Genomic DNA, 17,317 nt, shown 5'->3' with positions numbered 1-17,317 from the left:
ATTTTCATAATAAAATGAAGGTATTAATGGGGTGAAATCTTTATATTGAAAATTACTATGGTGTATAGTTATTTCTTATAGCTGCCGAACTGACAAAAGCAACTGTTAAGCTGGCAGGAAATTATTGGGAACCTTCTATTTAGAAGTGATAAAAATGTGGTGGATAACGTGCATTTTAAAAGCATTTGTAGTACACAATGTACTTTTTATCCAATATATTTGACATTTACACGTGTAAACTACTGCCCAAAAAATTCAATGACTAGAAATAACAAACTAACACCAAAGGTAAAACCAAGACAGAATAAAAATGCTAAATCCAGAATTATTGCCGTAGGGGCAAGCGCTGGAGGCCTGGAGGCTTTAAAAGCATTTTTTAATGGGATTCCTGAAGAAGATAATAATACCTATGTGGTGATCCAACATTTATCTCCAGATTACAAAAGTATGATGGGAGAATTGCTGGCAAAATCTACCAAATTCCCTATCAAACAGATTAAGGACGGAATGGAAATGGAAGAAAAAACCGTTTACCTTATTCCGCCAAAATGTAATCTTCTGGTAGAAGATGGTTGTTTAAAACTGGTAGAAAAACCAGAACGGGCACATCTTAACCTTCCTATAGATATGTTCTTAGAATCGCTTTCGCAATACAAAAAGGATAAAGCGATTGCTGTTATTCTAAGCGGTACGGGAAGTGATGGTACACGTGGAATTAGGGCTGTTAAAGAAAAAGATGGGATGGTAATGGTACAGGATCCCGAGCAGGCAAAATTCGATGGGATGCCACAAAGTGCCATACAAACAGGTCTTGTAGATTATATTCTACCAGTAGAAGAGATGGGAGAAGAGCTAAGAAAATTTATCAATGCTCCTCTTATTTTTGATATTGAAAATCATGATGTTGAATTTGATCAAAAAACCATTTCCAAAATTCTTCACTTAATCGACGAAAAAACAGGTCTCGATTTTAGAGAATATAAATATTCTACATTGGCCAGAAGGGTTGCCAGAAGAGTAAATGTTAGTGGTTGTAGTAGCTTAGAAGAATATTACGATATGCTTTTGCATAACGATGAAGAAATTCCCATGCTATACCGGGAGTTTTTAATTGGGGTTACTAACTTTTTTAGAGATCAAAGGGTTTGGGAAATCATTGCAGATGATATTGTTCCAGAACTTGTAGAATCTAAAAAAGATAACGAAGTTCTTAAAATTTGGGATGTAGGTTGTAGTACAGGAGAAGAGGCTTATTCTTTGGCGATGTTGCTTCATGAAGAAATGCAGCGGCAGGATAAAATGCTGGAAATTAAGATTTTTGCCACAGATATTTCACAAGAGCATTTGGATATTGGTAGCGCCGGAATTTACTCAGAAAGTATTGTTGCCAATGTAGAAGATAAGTTCCTAAAGAAATTCTTCATTAAAAAGCCAGAAGGATATCAAATTGTAGAGAAAATAAGACGTATGGTTATTTTCTCTAAACATAACATTATTAAAAATCCACCATTCAGTAATATGGATATGGTGCTTTGCCGTAATCTGCTTATTTATTTTCAGTCTACGATCCAAAAGAAAACAATGGATGTGCTGCATTATGCCTTAAGAGAATACGGTTTCCTTGTTTTAGGAACAAGCGAAAGTGTGACCTCGCATAGAGATTCTTTTGAGGACATTAGTAGAAAATGGAAGATTTTTAGAAATGTACATCCAAGATCACGCATTCGAACTCAAAATTTAAGATCTACTACCGGTAGACCGCATATAGATTACGAAGAAAAGAGTCGTTCACCTAGATACACAGATAATCGCACTTATAATAATAGTAAGCAAAAGTTTGTAAATGAACTTAATGAGGCGATTATGGAGCAGTTTGGAGCTGCCAGTGTATATGTAGATTCAGAATTTAATATTATGGAAGCTGTTGGCGAATTTAGAAAATACGCTAATCTTCCCGTATCTGGATTTACAACCAACCTTGTCGAGATGCTTAATAAAGATCTTAAGCATGTTGTACAGTCTACAACTAAAAAATCCTCGAAAGAAAAAAAACGTGTAGTTTATCACGATGCTATAGTAAAAGAGGCTGATGGTAGCGTGATGAAGCTGGATATTGTAGTGAAGCCTTTTAAACCAAAAAATCTGGATAACGAGAATAACTTCGTTCTAACTTTTATCGAAAAAGAAGTTAAGGAAGAAGATACTATCGAAGTAGAGCAGGTTACGATAAATGGCCGAACTCAGGAATACATTGCAGAACTTGAAGAAGAGCTAAAGAAAACAAAAGAAGAACTACAAACTTCACTTGAAGAAATAGAAACCAGTAATGAAGAATTACAGGCTGCAAATGAAGAATTATTGGCCTCTAATGAAGAGTTGCAAAGTACTAATGAAGAGCTGCAAAGTGTAAACGAAGAAATTAATACGGTAAATGCTGAGAATATCCAGAAAATGGACGAGCTAGCTCAGCTTAATGCCGATATGAATAATCTTCTTGAATCTACCAATATTGGTACTATTTTCTTAGATAGCGATTTAAGAATTAGAAAATTCACTCCAGCCATTAAAAAGCACTTTAGCTTGATAAACAGTGATATTGGCAGGCCTATAGATAATTTTACCACTAATTTTGGGGTAAATAGAGGTAAAGGACTGGTAGATCGTTGTAATAAAGTGATGGAAACCGGGAAAATCCTGGAACGTAATATTCTTTCTAAAGAAGGTAGGAATTACCTGCAACGTATTTCTCCTTTTAGAAATGGAGAAGATAATACTGAAGGTATCGTAATTACTTTTGTAGATATTGAATCATTGCAAAAAGCTAAGAATAAATTATTGGCTAGTGAGAGAAGATTTAAATCTTTCTATGAGGAAGATCCGGTTTTACATTTTAGTGTAGATCCAAAAACTTCAGAAATTGTACAATGTAACCAGGAGGCAGTAGAGAAATTAGAATACGATTCTAAAGAAGATATCATTGGGAAACCTATTTACGAGTTTTACGAAGATGAATCAAAACTAAGAGCATTACGTCTTAATAAATTATTTCAGGAAAAAGGAGAGCTTAAGAATGTAGAGCAGGATATGGTTACCAAAACAGGTAAAATTGTTCCGGTAATTATGAACTCTACCGTAGAGCTTGACGAAAATGGTAACGGGATTACCAATAGATTTACCTGTGTAGATATTTCAGCATTAAAACAGGCTCAGGAAGAACTGCAGCAACAAAAGAAAGATCTGGAGAGAGCCAATCACGATTTAGAGCAATTTGTCTCCATTTGTTCTCATGACCTTCAGGAACCTCTAAGCACTATTAAATTTGGTAGTGATATCTTAGGAAAGATTTATTCAGATAAATTAGATCAAAAAGGAAAAGATTATATTCAGTATATCGACGAAGCTTCAGATCGTTTATCAGCACAGATAAAAGCTTTATTAGAGCATTCCCGTATTGGTAGAAATACAAAGAAAAAACTGGTAGATACAAGAGAACTTGTAGAGGTTGTAAAATACGATCTTACCAAGCGAATAAAAGATACTCAGGCAAAAGTACATATTGGTAGTTTGCCAAAACTAAAGGTTTACGAAGTTGAAATGCGTCTTTTATTCCAGAACCTTTTAAGTAATGCTTTAAAGTATTGTGCAAAAGATAAGACTCCAGAAGTTCGAATTTCAGCATATCAGGAAGATGAATATTGGGTATTCTCTATAATGGATAACGGAATTGGTATTTCTGAAGAAGATCAAAAAAATATATTCACCATTTTTAACCGTGTACCAACAGAAGAGAAGTACGAAGGAACCGGAGTAGGATTGGCACACGTACATAAGATTGTGATATTACATGGTGGTTCGATTTGGGTAGATTCGCAACCAGGTGTAGGTAGCACATTTTATTTCAAAATCAAAGCAAAATAAATGAGCAAAACCGCATATAGCGAACAAGAAGTAAATATCACAAATTGCGACAGGGAGCCTATACATATTATAGGTAAAGCTCAGGAACATGGTGTTATCGTTGTTTGTGATTTAAATTCTTTCAATGTTTCGCAATGCAGTGAAAATATTGAGACTATTTTAGGCATTCGCCATGCCGATGTTTTAGGCAAACCTTTAAAAGAGGTTTTATCTAAAAAAGTGGCTAAATCTTTCAAAAAGAAGTTTAGAAATGATGAATCTCTTTTGCCCGAAAAACTAAAAATCGAAGAGCAAAAGTTTTTATGCATTCCTTCAATTTCCGGTGATCATTTAATTATAGATGTAGAACCTTCAGGAAAGTCATTAGATCCTATTCGTTTTCAGGAGCAATTAACCAAAATTTTAACTGAATTAGACGAATCTGAATCTATAAACGATATGTGCCAGCAGGCTGCATTGCTTGTGAAGCATTTATTCGATTACGATCGTATAATGATTTACAAGTTTGATGAAGAGTGGAACGGTGAAGTTGTTGCTGAAGTAAAAGAGCCCGAATTAGACAGCTGGTTAGGTTTGCATTATCCAGCAACCGATATACCTAAACCTGCAAGAGATATTTTTCTAAAGCAAGGTGTTAGGATTATTAGTGATGTGAATTATAAAGCATCTCCCATAACTCCAGAAATTTCGCCAATAACAGGTGAACCTTTAGATATTTCAAATTCTGAATTGCGCGCGGTTTCTCCTATTCATATCGAGTATTTACAGAATATGAAAGTTGGAGCTTCTTTAACCGCTGCGATTGTTCTAAATGGGGAATTGTGGGGACTAGTAGCTTGCCATCATTATTCTCCTAAATTTATTAATTACCATCAAAGACAATCTTGTTTGTTTTTAACACAGGTTTTTTCAAATAAACTGGCGCTAAAAACAACAAAAACCTTTTTAGAGAATACAGCAAAGTCTGATGAGGTTAGGAAAAAGCTGGTGCTGCAAATGACTTCAATCAAAAATATTGAAGATGCGCTTTATCGTTTCGATCCAAAGTTTACAGATCTTATAGAATGTGGTGGTGGCGCATTGGTGATGGACGGAGAAATTTATCTTTCAGGAGAAACACCAACAAAAGCTGAAATTAGATATTTATGCGACCAATTTTTAGCTAAAAAAGAGGTTTATTTTTCAACAAAATCGATTTCTGCTTTATATCCAAAAGCACTGGATTTTAAAAATACCGCATCAGGAATTCTTAGTGTTCAAATAGGGGAGCAGGATAATAATTTTATCATGTGGTTTAGACCAGAGGCTAAGGAAACGGTAAATTGGGGCGGAAATCCAGAAAAAAATGGCTACGTAAAAGATGGGATAGAATATTTAACTCCCCGAAAATCTTTTGAGCGCTGGACAGAGAAAGTAGCCGGAGTTGCACAGCCGTGGGAAGATTATGATCTTGAAGCTGTTGGTAGTTTAAGAGAAAGCATCGTTCATATTTTGGTAAAGCAACAAAAGGATAAAATTGATAGTCTAAACGACCAGTTATTAGATGCTAATAAAGAGTTAGAAACCTTTAGTTATAGTGTGTCTCACGATTTAAGAGCTCCGCTTCGCGGTATCGATGGTTATGCCAGGATTTTACAGGATCATTATATGGATAGGTTAGACGATTATAGTCAAAAAGCCGTAAAGACCATTGTTAGATCAGCTTCAGAAATGGATACACTTATAGACGATATTTTATCATACTCTAAAGTAGGGCAAACACAATTGACTAAGCAGGTGTTATCGATGAAACAAATTGTAGAAAATGCTCTCGATTCTCAAAATGCAGAAAGTAATTATCCAAAAACAACTATAAAAGTTGCAGAGAAATTACCAAAAATCGTTGGAGACCGTAGGATGCTTTCGCAGTTGGTAAATAACCTGATTAGTAATGCTTTAAAGTATAGCGGAAAAAAAGAGCAACCTTTAGTAGAAATAGGTTTTAAAAACGAAAACGACCAAACAGTTTACTTCATCAAAGACAATGGCGTGGGGTTTGATCCCTTACATAGAGACAAAATTTTTGAAGTATTTTCACGAGTGGCCACAGAAGATTTTAAAGGCTCTGGAATAGGACTTTCGATCGCTAAAAAAGTGGTAGATAAGCATAAGGGTGAGATATGGGTAGAAACAACTCCTGGAGAGGGTTCCACTTTCTATTTTAGCCTGCCAGACATGGAAGAATAAGGGATAAATTAAAAATTTATTTTGTATTTTTCGGCCACCAAACCAAACTAACTAGATGATAAAGACTGCACTTAAGATATTGCTGGTAGAGGATTATGACGTCGATGCCGATCTTATCACTATGCAAATTCAGAAAATCGTAGAGAATCCTGAAGTAAAGATTGTAGATAATGTAGAAGATTGTAAGGATAAATTACACAATTTCGTGCCAGATGTTGTGTTATCAGATTATAATCTGCCAACCTGTACCGGTCTGGATATTCTTCAAGTGGTAAAGCAATTTGATGATAACTTGCCATTTATATTCGTTACCGGGACAATAGATGATGACGAGCTTGCTGCGAATACCATTCTATCTGGAGCCTCTGGATTTATTCTGAAAAAGCATATGAATACTCTGGGTGAAAAATTGAAGCCATTACTTAAAAAAGTGGTGTTCAATATGCTGGAGAAAGAAGAACTTCGCGAAAAAATACGTCGAAATAAGATTGCCGTAAACCAGATCTATCAATATCTAGATGATATTAATGCTGAAAATGAAGAGCAGCGAATAAGTCTTAATAAAATTCGTGCGAATATAGAAAGCATAACACTCGAGAAAGACAATGCTGCAGACGCTTAGAGAACAAACAGCCACATTACACAAAGAAATCGAAAAGGATAATACTGCAGGTTTGATCATGGATCACAGTATTACTCTTGAAGAATATAAATTATTATTGCTTCAAAACTATTTAGCTTATAAAATAGTGGAGGACGAAATTAAGCAATTTGAGTCTGAATTTTCTACGGATAAAAGCGAAAGACTGGCTGAAGATCTCACTGCACTAAATATCGATTTTTCTTCGCCTTTAGTACAGTTCGAGAGTCAATTTCATTGTAAGGATAAGATTGAAGCTTTGGGAGCTGCGTATGTTTTAGAAGGTTCTGCAATGGGCGGAATGCTTATTGCAAAAGAACTTCAAAATTGTACAAAATTGGCTTCAATTTCCAAGCATCATTTCTTTAACGGAGATCGTAAAAATGTGCAAGGCTGGAAGGAGTTTATGAAAAGAGTGAATGCCAGGGAGTTTTCAGAAGAAGAAATTCAGAAAGCAACACTTAAAGCTCAGGAAACCTTTAGTTTTTTTGGTAAGATCTTTGAGTATCAGCCACAATTTTCAGCTTAATTAGAATAATTTCTTTCAAATAATATACAATTTGACTAGGTTTAGGTTTTCGATCATATTCCTAAACCTATGAAAAAAATATATACCCCACTATTTCTTATTATTGGATGTTTTTCGCCATTATTTTCAACTTTTGCGCAAAGTGGCCGTATTCCTGTTTCTTCAGAAAAAGGGATCGTTACCAGTAGTCATAAACTCGCTTCCCAGGCGGGAGCGCAGATTCTTAGTGATGGCGGTAATGCCATAGATGCTTCAATTGCAACTGCTTTTGCACTTGCGGTAACTTTACCTTCTGCAGGTAATATTGGCGGTGGCGGATTTTTGGTGTATCGTGGTGAAGATGGTACAGAAACTACTTTCAATTTTAGGGAAAAAGCACCTTTAGCAGCTACAGAAACCATGTATCTTGGTGAAGATGGCAAAGTAAAAGACAATTCTAATCACGACGGATTGTTAGCGGTTGGCGTTCCGGGAACGGTTGCCGGACTTTATAAAGCACATCAAAAATTTGGAAAGTTAGATTGGGCAGCGCTTTTAAAACCTGCATTGAAATTAGCAAAAAAGGGATATCCAGTAAGTGAGGATATGCAATGGTTTTTTAAGTGGGTTAAGGAACACAAAGATGAGTACGCAAGTACTGCTGAGATATTTTTGAAAGAAGATGGGAGTCTTTATAAGAATGGCGAAATTCTGGTTCAGAAGGATTTATATAAGACCTTAAAACGAATTCAAAAGTATGGACCAGATGGGTTTTATAAAGGCAAAACAGCCGAATTGTTGGCCGATTTTATGGCAAAGAATGGCGGAATTATTACTGAAGAAGATCTTGCCAAATATGAAGCTGAAGAAATGAAGCCCATCAAAGGAACTTATCGTGGTTACGATATTATTGGAATGCCACCACCAAGTTCTGGCGGAGTTGCGGTAGTAGAAATGTTGAATATCCTTGAAGGCTATGATATGGCTGAATTTGGACAAAATTCGGCTACTTCTTTACATTTAATTACTGAAGCGATGCGCCGCGCTTTTGCAGATCGCGCCATGTATTTGGGAGATACCAACTTTAATCCTAATATGCCTTTGGAGGAACTGATTTCTAAAAATTATGCTGAAAAACTTCGAAAATCGATTTTGATGGATGCAGCTTCAGAGAGTGATTCGGCTAATTTCAATAAAGCGCATTTAAAATACGAGAGTAAAGAAACCACACATTTATCTGTTGTAGATAAAGAAGGCAATGCGGTTTCCCTAACCTATACTTTGGAGCAGAGTTATGGTTCTAAGTATGTGGTAGAAGGAGCAGGATTTTTACTGAATAACGAAATGGGAGATTTTAATCCAATTCCGGGTTACACGAATTCAAGAGGTTTAATAGGAACAGATCCTAATTTGATCGCTCCTGAAAAAAGAATGCTTTCCAGTATGAGTCCGGTGATCGTCTCAAAAGACGGAAATACGGTGCTAGCAATTGGCAGCCCTGGTGGACGGACGATCATTAACACTGTGCTTCAGGTTATTTTGAATACCATAGATTACGATCTTGATATAGCTAAAGCAATAGAGTCGCCAAGAATCCATCATCAATGGTTGCCTGATATTACTTATTTTGAAGAATGGGGATTCTCTCCAGATACCAAAAGAATTTACGAAGAAATGGGACATAAAACCGGCACAAGAAGCAGCCAGGGTAGAGCGATGGGAATTTATATTGATCCTGAAACCGGAATGCGCTATGGAGCAGCAGATTCCAGAAGTTATAGCGGCGGAGCTGTAGCAGAAATGGAAGATTAAGTTTATTGGAAGCTAATCCTATTTGATAATGTAAGTAATTAACGCAACCATTTTTAAATTGATGCATCTACAATGAAACAAACTCAATGAAAAAAAAATTATTTTATTTTGTTCTAGTGTTATCCATTTTGTCATGTTCAACAGATGATAGCACCTTAACTGTAGGTGCTCAAAAAGTTGATAAAGTTATTTTTGGAGGAATATATGGAATGTGCGGCGGAGACTGCAGGGATCTATATATGATAAATGAAAATGGCTTATATAAAGATGCAGATAGTGAAGCTGATGAATATGGAGAATGGTCAAATACGACATTTACTGAAAAATTAAATTCTGAAATGTTCGATAATACTTCTGACTTATTGGATATACCTTCCGAAATTTTGGAAGAGGGTTTAACTCAGGAAGACTTAGTTCAATCGTGGCTCGATATTGATTACTACATATACATAGAAAAGGATGGGAAATCAGAAGAATTCATTTTAGATCACATTCATAAAAATGCCAGCCCTGCTGTAAAGGCCTATTTTAAAAAATTCCTTGAAAGCTATAAAGAATTAGGTGGATATATGATAGATACAACAAACGTTGAGAAATATTATTGATGTGTATAACTAATCCTATCTTAAAATAATTAATTCGACGCATTTTAAGAGGTAAGAATATTATATAATTATTAATAGCTGTGTGTAAATCAAAATACACGACACCATCTAATATGTATTGAGGCTTGCTTCGTGTCCTCCTTCCAAAATCACATCAGCATATAATTTGGTAATTTTAGCTATCAAATTTTTGAAGTTCGATTACTTCACCGCTATCCATATCGTTTAGTTTTTCATTTCCTATTCGTACACGAACCAAACGAAGTGTTGGGAAACCAACAGCCGCCGTCATTTTTTTTACCTGGCGGAATTTCCCTTCAGTAAGTGTGATCGAAACCCAGCTGGTTGGGCCGTGACGTTCGTCCCTAATCTTTTTTGCACGTTCAGGAAAAACAGGTCGGTTTTTTAATTTAAAAGCTTTACAGGGCAGCGTTTGATATTTTGAACCGTTAATACTTATCTCTACGCCATTTTTTAATAATGCTACAGCTTCTTCAGTAATATCACCGTCAACCTGAGCATAGTACTCTTTTTCTACGCCACTTCCGGTAATTCTGGCACTTTCTTTTCCATCTGTGGTTAAAAATAAAAGTCCTTCAGAATCCTGATCTAGTCGTCCTACGGCCATAGTTTCTTCAGGGAAATCACCCAGTTCTCCCAATAATTTTTTCTTTTTTCGTGGAATCTCATTTGTGATAAACTGACTAAGATAACCGTAAGGTTTGTAGATTTTAAAGTAGCGATGCATAGAAAAAATTGTTCAGCAAAAATAGAAAAATAAAAGTGCTGTAAAATGCCTAATCTTGATTGAGAAAAATCAGCAATCAATATTCTATAATTTTTCGAGGTTTTTTTCTGAACGTTCTCTAAAGTCGGCTTGGTCCATATTATTCTCCAAAACGGCGAGATAATCCAAAATTGCCTTGCTATGATTCATGATCTCTTTTACGGCCTCGTCGCCAGCTTTCCAATGCCGTTCTATTTCTGGGAGTTTATCATGCGCTTTCTTAGAAAGACGCAGTAAATGTTTGCGTTTGTCTTTTTTATCTTTTACCGAGTTGATGTAGCCTTTTTTCTTCATCTTATCTACCAGCTGAACGATGGCAGGGTGGGAGAGGTGTAATTTTTCTGCAATTTCCATGACCGTTAATTTTTCATGTTTTTGAAGTAAAAGAAAAATCATGTGCCAGTTTGGTTCAATTTCGAGTCCGTGATCTCGATAAAATTGCCGGGTAGAATACACAAAAGCATCACTTAACCTTTTTAATCTTCCCGTTAAACCGGCATAACCCATTTCTACTAAAAAATCATTATCCATAAATCTTATTTAAGAACTGCAGTAAAAGTAAGCACTTACGTAATTCTAATAAAGAAAAATGTTACTCGAAAATCGAGATTATTGATTTAGTATTGTATTTAAATTTCTATTTATAAAATGTAGAAAGCCTGGCTTGCAGTATTTTTTTGCTCACGCAAGATTACATATTCTTTCATTGGATTTTCCAGATGAACCATGCCAATAGGATAATATTCGTAAAGTCTTAAAAGATCTTTTTCAGGCTGATTTTCTTTATCTGTATCGACGCTGATAATCGCTCTTTTTAGATCAAATTTTTCAAAGATCTTATCTACAGAAGAAATGATGCTATTCTCACTTTCTTGCTGACTCAGGTTTACATGATCAAACAACCTAAATTTAATCTTAGCTTCTTTACCTTCTCTAATGGCGGTGACACTTACAAAACCAATCGTTTCCTGATCACGAGACCACAATAAATGATAGTTTTTTGTTTGGTGATTTTCCAGGTTAAGTTCTGCTTTTAAGAATGTAAGCAGTTTACTAACGTAAGGATCGGTTTGCTCGTTATTGGTGTTTGTTTTTGGTAAAAAAGTAGATGCAATGTTTTCTAAATTCATTGCATTGAGTTCTTTAATGTCTAGTGCTAAATTGTTTGTTCTCTCTAAGATCATAACTCATTTGTTTACAAAATTGATTTTTCAATTTCAGGTCATAATTCGGTTTTAAAATATATACGTAAGTGCTTACGCAAATGTAGTCAAATAAAAAGGTAAGTGCTTACATTGTTTTTCGATTTTAACGATAATTTAATTACTTATTAAGTTTTTAATTCTTAGAGATTTGATCCTGAATTGATGAAAATTGTTTTGATATATAGTTAGTTAGCGTGTTTAGACCTTTTGGGTTGTCGTTAAATTTTTCACTTCGGAATTTTATAAAACAAAAAAGCCATTCCTTTTAAAGAATGGCTTTCATTATTCTATTAAAGTAACCGAATCTTATTGCTAAGATTCGATAAAATTAAGACCGATTATTTTTTCGGAATTGGGAATCCGCGATCGCGCATCAACGCATCGATATTCGCATTTCTGCCTCTAAATTTTTTATAAGCTTCAGCAGGATCCATCGCATTTCTTGGTGCAAACAAGAACTTAACCAGCTTATGCGCGGTTTCTTTATCGTAAAAACCATCTGGGGCTTCAGCAAAAGCTTCCGCAGCATCAGCGGTTAATACATCAGCCCATAAATAACCGTAATAACCTGCAGCATAACCTTCGCCAGAAAAAACATGCCCAAATTGAGTAGATCTGTGACGCATTGGGATTTGCTCTGGTAAACCAAGTTCGTCTAGTTGTTGTTGTTCAAATTCCTGTACGTCTGTAATTTCTGAAGGGTCTGTCGTATGATATTTCATGTCCATTAAAGCCGAAGCTAAAAATTCTGTCGTTCCAAATCCCTGATTAAAAGTAGCCGCTTTTTTAATCTTTTCTACTAATTCTTCCGGCATTGGCTCGCCAGTTTCGTAATGACGTAAGAATTGATCGATCACAGCATCTGTAGATAACCAACGCTCTAATAATTGCGATTGAAATTCAGTATAATCTCTAACACCGCTATTAAGTTTCGGATATTTAATATCTGCAGAAAGGAAATGCAGCGCATGCCCAAATTCATGGAAAAAAGTTTCAGCATCATCCCAGCTTACTAGTGTTGGTTCTCCTTTTGCAGGTTTTACAAAATTTGAATTATTGGAAGCTAATACCGGTTTGCTTCCCATTAATTCATCTTTGCTTCTATAAGTCGTTGCCCATGCACCAGAACGTTTTCCGGGACGAGCATAAGGATCTAAATACCAAAGGCCAATTACTTCTCCGCTTGTTTTATCGTTAACTTCGTAAACAGTCACATCTGGATGAAATACCGGAACATAGCTGGTATCTACAGGCGTAAAATCGAAATTAAAAAGTTCGCCTGCAACGTAGAATATCGCCTTTTTAAGATTGCCTAATTGTAGATATTGTTTTACTTCTTCGCTATCCAGATCGTATTTTTCTTTTCGAACTTTTTCCATGTAGTAGCGATAATCCCAGGCTTGGATTTCAATATCTTTACCTTCTTTATCGGCAAGTTGCTGCATGTCTTTAATCTCTTCTTCTACACGACCTAAGGCAGCAGGCCACACCGCTTCCATCAATTCCATCGCCTGTTTAGGTTCTTTTGCCATACGATCCTGCAAACGCCATTGTGCATAGTTATCGTAGCCCAAAAGTGCCACACGCTCGTCACGAAGCTTTAAAATTTCCTTGATTACCTGGTTGTTATCAAACTCATCTCCGTTATTTCCACGAGAATAATAGGTTCTCCATACTTTTTCTCGAAGCCCACGTTCATCTGAATAAGTTAAAAAAGGATCCATTGAAGACCTGGTGTTCGTAATCGCAAATTCTCCTTTGTGATCTCTTTCTTCAGCAGCGCTGGCGGCAGATTTTATAAAACTTTCTGGTAGTCCGCTTAGTTGCGTGCTATCAATGTAGGTCACATAACCTTCTTCATCGGCCAAAATGTTATTAGAGAATTGCGTGTATAATTCAGATAATTCCTTATTAATTTGAGCATAACGTTTTTTGTCTTCTTCGGAAAGATTAGCGCCATCCATTTCAAAATCTTTGTAGATAAGATCGATGGTTCTTTGTTCAGCCGAATCTAGCGGAGTTTCCTGAGATTGCTCGTAAACAGATTTGATTCTTTGAAAAAGCTTCTCATTTTGTGAAATCTTCGAACTGTATTCAGATATTTTTGGGGATAGTTCTTTCTGAATTTCTCTAAATTCTGGAGAAGAAAGGTTGCTGCTAAAAATTCCGTAGTACGTAAACGCGCGATCTAGTGCTTCACCAGATTTTTCGAACGGGATAATCGTATTTTCGAAAGTGGCAGCTTCAGGATTATTAGCGATACTGTCTATTTCTTCAAGGTGTTGCTGCATACCTTCAAGAATTGCAGGTTTCAGCATTTCAACTTTCATTTTATTAAAAGCCGGTACTCCCTGGTAAGGACCTGTCCATTCAGCAAGAATAACATTGTTTTCCATAGCATCATTTTTATTTTGGGAGTCGTTTTTACAGGCCGCAAACAATACGATCGCTGCCATTCCCAAATGTTTTGTAAACTTTCTTTTCATGCGTTTTGAGAGTGTTGAGGTTTTAAGGCCTGAATATACAAAGACTGTAAATTCTGAAGAATGAACTGATAAAAAAGCTTGAAAAATTTATCGATTCTGAATGCAAAATAATTCTATATTTATCGCCGATTTCAGCAAATTATAATGAATCAAAAAGTCAATCACATAAATCAATCAAAATGAATATCAGGAATTTATTTTTTATCGTTTTATTATTTTCAGTATTTAAAATTACTGCGCAGGAGCACCAGTTTGGAGTAAAAGCAGGCGGGAATTTAGCGAAATTCACCGACGCATCTGGTAACGATTATCGTTTTAGAAATCGAGGGGATTTTAAATTTAAGCCAGGATTTTATGCGGGAGCGTTCTATGCATTTAGGTCTGGAAATTACCAATTTCAGCCAGAGGTTTTATTTGGATTACAGGGAAGTAAAGTGGTAAAGGATGATCTAAGTGTTCCTGCTTTCGATTATTACGGCAATCCCATTTCATCTTCAACTTACGAATATAAATATAGCATCCACGAATTAAGCATTTTGGTGCCCTTAATGTCTCGATTTTATGTAACAAACGGGTTATTTTTTGAAGCAGGGCCACAGTTTGCTTTTATTGTAGATCGCAATTTACAATCTGATTACCAGGTGATCGAGGGAGAGAGTGATAATTTTATTATGCGCGACGGAGATTCTTTTGATGCCGGATTAAATCTGGGTGTGGGACATCATATAAACAAGACGATATTAGTGAATTTTCGCACTTATTTTGGAGCAATAAAAAGAGAGAATGAGATTAGAGGTATCGTTTTAAATTTAGGCGTAGAATATCGAATTTGGTAGAAAGTTTTTGTATCATTTTTGATTATCATGCTTTTATGTTTCTTTCAAAGTAAATAAACTCTTATTATTGCAGCTCCAAACGTTATAATTGCATTTCTGAACCTATGAATTTGAAGTCTACTATTACTGTTTTTTTCTTATTGTCTTGTTTGTTCTCTTTTGGACAGGAATCTTTTCAAAAAGGTTATTTTAAAGATGAAAATGGAATAAAAAATGAAGTTTTTATTAAAAATTTAAATTTGGATAATAATCCTAACAGTATTGATTACAAAAGCGATCTATCAGAAGAAGAAATCAGTCTTTCTCTATCTGAATTTACTGAATTTGGAATTTATAATCAGGTAAAGTTTATTAAAAAAGTTGTTGATATTGATCGTTCTTCTGAAAAAGTAAATGATTTAAGTATTTCCAAAAATGCTGAGTTTGAAAAGGACACTATAGTATTAAAAGTTCTTGTAGAAGGTGCTGGAAATCTATATTCTTATAGAAATAATAGTCTTAAACGATATTTTTATAATGTAGCAGGAAATGATATCGAACAGTTGGTGTATAAAATGTATAAGACTCCTAGTAATAAAATAGCTACTAACTCAAGATACAAACAGCAGTTATTTAATAATTTAAATTGTGAGATCTTTACAGCTTCAAAACTTAATAGTATCGAATACAAAGAAAAATCTTTGATAGGTTTCTTTAAAAAATACAATGAATGTAAAGATTCAGAGTTTAAGGTTTACAAGACGAAAACTAAAAAGGGAATTCAATTAACGATTAGGCCTGGAATTTATCAGTCTTCTTTAAGCATTGACAATTCTAATTCTATATTTTCTACTGTAGATTATGGAGATTATACTGGATTTAGATTAGGACTAGAGTTAGAAAAGAGTATAGGGACTCAGAAAAAGTTTAGTCTTATTTTGGAGCCTACTTACCAAAATTATAACAAAGAAGAGTCTGTTATTACTTCTGAAGTTAGTGGAGGTATTCTTTTTACTGAAATCAAATATTCTTCTTTAGAAATTCCTATAGGCTTAAGATATTATGTGAATTTTGGAGAGAAATCGAGAATATTCTTAAATGCCGGTCCTGTAGTAGATGTGGACCTTGGTAGTTCTTACGATGTAAGAAGAACCAATAGTTCTAGCTTTCCTTTGGAACATGAGTTTACTACAGCTATAAATGCAATGGGAGGTATAGGTTATCTATACAATGATAAATTGTCTGTTGAACTAAGGTACCAAACAGAAAGAAATATTTTTGGCTCTAAACCTTTAAGCTCAGAATATAAATCTTTATCATTTATAATTGGCTACAGACTTTTTAATTTATGATCAATGATGATCATGACTATGGTCTTCATCATGCTCATGCTCTTCGCTGGTAAGCAGTTCACAACTTTCATTATCTAATTCGGTTTCGATGGTGTAATGATCAAAATGATATGCTTTTAAAACCTCTTTTATCTGTTTTTTTACCTCGAGTAATTCCTGGAAATCAGTAATATTTTTCAGTTTAATATGGGAAGTAAAAACGTGATGTTCTCCTTCTAAACTCCAAACATGCATATGATGTAACGAGTCAATATTGTTGATTTTTAGGATGTCTTTTTTAATTTTTTCGGGCTTAATTTCTTTAGGAACTCCCTGTAGAAAAATGTACAGTGTCTCCTTAAGCCTAAGTATTACATTGTAAAGAATATACAGCGTAATTAACAGCGATAGGGCAGGATCTAAATATTGATTATCTGTAAAATTTAGTACGATTGCAACGATTAATACCGCTACCCAACCTAAAACATCTTCAAGTAAATGCCAGGAAACTGCTTTTTCATTGAGACTGGTGCCGCCACTTAGTTTCCAGGCTGCAAAACCGTTGACTAAAACACCTACAATGGCAAACACGATCATTCCTTGTGCATCTGAAGGTTGTGGATCAAAAAGTCTTTCAATAGCTTCAGAAATAACGTAAACAGATCCAGCAATCAATACAATGCTATTGATTAAAGCTCCCAGTAACGAAAATCGCTTATAGCCAAAGCTGTATTTTTCGTCTGCTCCTTTTTTAGACTTTTTATCCAGATACCAGGCTGTTCCCAAAGAAAGGCTATCGCCAAGGTCGTGAACCGCATCAGACATAATGGCGATACTGTTTACGTAAATTCCGCCGAAAAATTCTAAAATTGTAAATCCTAAGTTTAGGAAAAACGCAAGCTTCAGGTTTTTACCCGATTGATTATGGTGGTGATGGTGGTGGTGTGACATGGTGTAAAAGTACATCGGGACTTATGCAATCCC

Annotated in this window: 13 protein-coding genes; 8 read left to right on the top strand and 5 right to left on the bottom strand. The window is 35.2% G+C overall.

What is annotated here, in order from left to right; all coding sequences use genetic code 11:
* Positions 1-258 precede the first annotated feature (258 nt).
* From IIF7_RS02515 to IIF7_RS02490, 6 genes are all read left to right on the top strand, one after another.
* A complete protein-coding gene (locus tag IIF7_RS02515) occupies positions 259-3,918 on the top strand; it encodes a CheR family methyltransferase (RefSeq protein ID WP_084840103.1) in 3,660 nt (1,219 codons plus the stop codon).
* A complete protein-coding gene (locus IIF7_RS02510; protein ID WP_084840102.1) occupies positions 3,919-6,144 on the top strand; it encodes an ATP-binding protein in 2,226 nt (741 codons plus the stop codon).
* A gap of 55 nt (positions 6,145-6,199) precedes the next feature.
* Entirely contained in the window at positions 6,200-6,766 is a 567-nt protein-coding gene (locus IIF7_RS02505; RefSeq protein WP_084840101.1) for a response regulator, read from the top strand.
* Positions 6,750-7,313 (top strand): biliverdin-producing heme oxygenase, encoded by a 564-nt coding sequence (locus tag IIF7_RS02500; protein ID WP_084840100.1) that lies wholly within the window; start codon positions 6,750-6,752, stop codon positions 7,311-7,313. The genes IIF7_RS02505 and IIF7_RS02500 overlap by 17 nt, the downstream gene beginning before the upstream one ends.
* A 69-nt stretch (positions 7,314-7,382) precedes the next feature.
* Positions 7,383-9,104: a gamma-glutamyltransferase gene (gene ggt / locus IIF7_RS02495; RefSeq protein ID WP_084840099.1), complete on the top strand. Its 1,722-nt coding sequence runs from the start codon at positions 7,383-7,385 to the stop codon at positions 9,102-9,104.
* An 86-nt stretch (positions 9,105-9,190) separates the two neighbouring features.
* Entirely contained in the window at positions 9,191-9,709 is a 519-nt protein-coding gene (locus IIF7_RS02490) for a hypothetical protein (RefSeq protein ID WP_084840098.1), read from the top strand.
* Positions 9,710-9,884: 175 nt separating this feature from the next.
* On the opposite strand, the gene IIF7_RS02485 is transcribed toward IIF7_RS02490, so the two are convergent.
* The 4 genes from IIF7_RS02485 to IIF7_RS02470 all read right to left on the bottom strand — a co-directional run bounded on the left by IIF7_RS02485 (position 9,885) and on the right by IIF7_RS02470 (position 14,187).
* On the bottom strand, positions 9,885-10,457 hold the full coding sequence (locus IIF7_RS02485) for a pseudouridine synthase (RefSeq protein WP_084840097.1): 573 nt from the start codon (positions 10,455-10,457) through the stop codon (positions 9,885-9,887).
* Positions 10,458-10,541: 84 nt separating this feature from the next.
* Complete coding sequence (locus tag IIF7_RS02480) at positions 10,542-11,027, bottom strand: MarR family winged helix-turn-helix transcriptional regulator (RefSeq protein ID WP_084840096.1); 486 nt, start codon at positions 11,025-11,027, stop codon at positions 10,542-10,544.
* A 110-nt stretch (positions 11,028-11,137) separates the two neighbouring features.
* Entirely contained in the window at positions 11,138-11,680 is a 543-nt protein-coding gene (locus IIF7_RS02475) for a hypothetical protein (protein ID WP_084840095.1), read from the bottom strand.
* Between the two features lie 359 nt (positions 11,681-12,039).
* Complete coding sequence (locus IIF7_RS02470) at positions 12,040-14,187, bottom strand: M3 family metallopeptidase (protein WP_084840094.1); 2,148 nt, start codon at positions 14,185-14,187, stop codon at positions 12,040-12,042.
* Positions 14,188-14,366: 179 nt separating this feature from the next.
* Between IIF7_RS02470 and IIF7_RS02465 the strand changes: the two genes are divergently transcribed.
* Positions 14,367-15,023 carry a porin family protein gene (locus IIF7_RS02465; RefSeq protein ID WP_084840093.1) on the top strand — a complete coding sequence of 219 codons (657 nt, stop codon included), beginning with the start codon at positions 14,367-14,369 and terminating at the stop codon, positions 15,021-15,023.
* A gap of 104 nt (positions 15,024-15,127) precedes the next feature.
* On the top strand, positions 15,128-16,354 hold the full coding sequence (locus IIF7_RS02460) for an outer membrane beta-barrel protein (protein WP_084840092.1): 1,227 nt from the start codon (positions 15,128-15,130) through the stop codon (positions 16,352-16,354).
* Here the strand turns inward: IIF7_RS02460 and IIF7_RS02455 are convergent, their stop codons facing one another.
* A complete protein-coding gene (locus IIF7_RS02455) occupies positions 16,355-17,284 on the bottom strand; it encodes a cation diffusion facilitator family transporter (RefSeq protein WP_084840091.1) in 930 nt (309 codons plus the stop codon). It abuts the gene before it with no gap.
* Between the last annotated feature and the right edge of the window lie 33 nt (positions 17,285-17,317).

This window comes from Zunongwangia atlantica 22II14-10F7 (genome assembly GCF_002094855.1).
In the GTDB taxonomy this organism is placed as follows: Bacteria; Bacteroidota; Bacteroidia; order Flavobacteriales; family Flavobacteriaceae; genus Zunongwangia; species Zunongwangia atlantica.
Note: the sequence above shows the minus strand (reverse complement) of the source record. Positions and strands in the feature narration are given on the sequence as shown.

Bases quoted from the DNA above. Each gene is read 5' to 3' on its own strand.
- IIF7_RS02485 (WP_084840097.1), bottom strand. From the start codon at position 10,457: ATGCATCGCTACTTTAAAATCTACAAACCTTACGGTTATCTTAGTCAG.
- IIF7_RS02455 (WP_084840091.1), bottom strand. From the start codon at position 17,284: ATGTCACACCACCACCATCACCACCATAATCAATCGGGTAAAAACCTG.
- IIF7_RS02505 (WP_084840101.1), top strand. From the start codon at position 6,200: ATGATAAAGACTGCACTTAAGATATTGCTGGTAGAGGATTATGACGTC.
- IIF7_RS02475 (WP_084840095.1), bottom strand. From the start codon at position 11,680: ATGATCTTAGAGAGAACAAACAATTTAGCACTAGACATTAAAGAACTC.
- IIF7_RS02515 (WP_084840103.1), top strand. From the start codon at position 259: ATGACTAGAAATAACAAACTAACACCAAAGGTAAAACCAAGACAGAAT.
- IIF7_RS02500 (WP_084840100.1), top strand. From the start codon at position 6,750: ATGCTGCAGACGCTTAGAGAACAAACAGCCACATTACACAAAGAAATC.
- IIF7_RS02465 (WP_084840093.1), top strand. From the start codon at position 14,367: ATGAATATCAGGAATTTATTTTTTATCGTTTTATTATTTTCAGTATTT.
- IIF7_RS02480 (WP_084840096.1), bottom strand. From the start codon at position 11,027: ATGGATAATGATTTTTTAGTAGAAATGGGTTATGCCGGTTTAACGGGA.
- IIF7_RS02490 (WP_084840098.1), top strand. From the start codon at position 9,191: ATGAAAAAAAAATTATTTTATTTTGTTCTAGTGTTATCCATTTTGTCA.
- IIF7_RS02510 (WP_084840102.1), top strand. From the start codon at position 3,919: ATGAGCAAAACCGCATATAGCGAACAAGAAGTAAATATCACAAATTGC.
- IIF7_RS02460 (WP_084840092.1), top strand. From the start codon at position 15,128: ATGAATTTGAAGTCTACTATTACTGTTTTTTTCTTATTGTCTTGTTTG.
- IIF7_RS02470 (WP_084840094.1), bottom strand. From the start codon at position 14,187: ATGAAAAGAAAGTTTACAAAACATTTGGGAATGGCAGCGATCGTATTG.
- ggt (WP_084840099.1), top strand. From the start codon at position 7,383: ATGAAAAAAATATATACCCCACTATTTCTTATTATTGGATGTTTTTCG.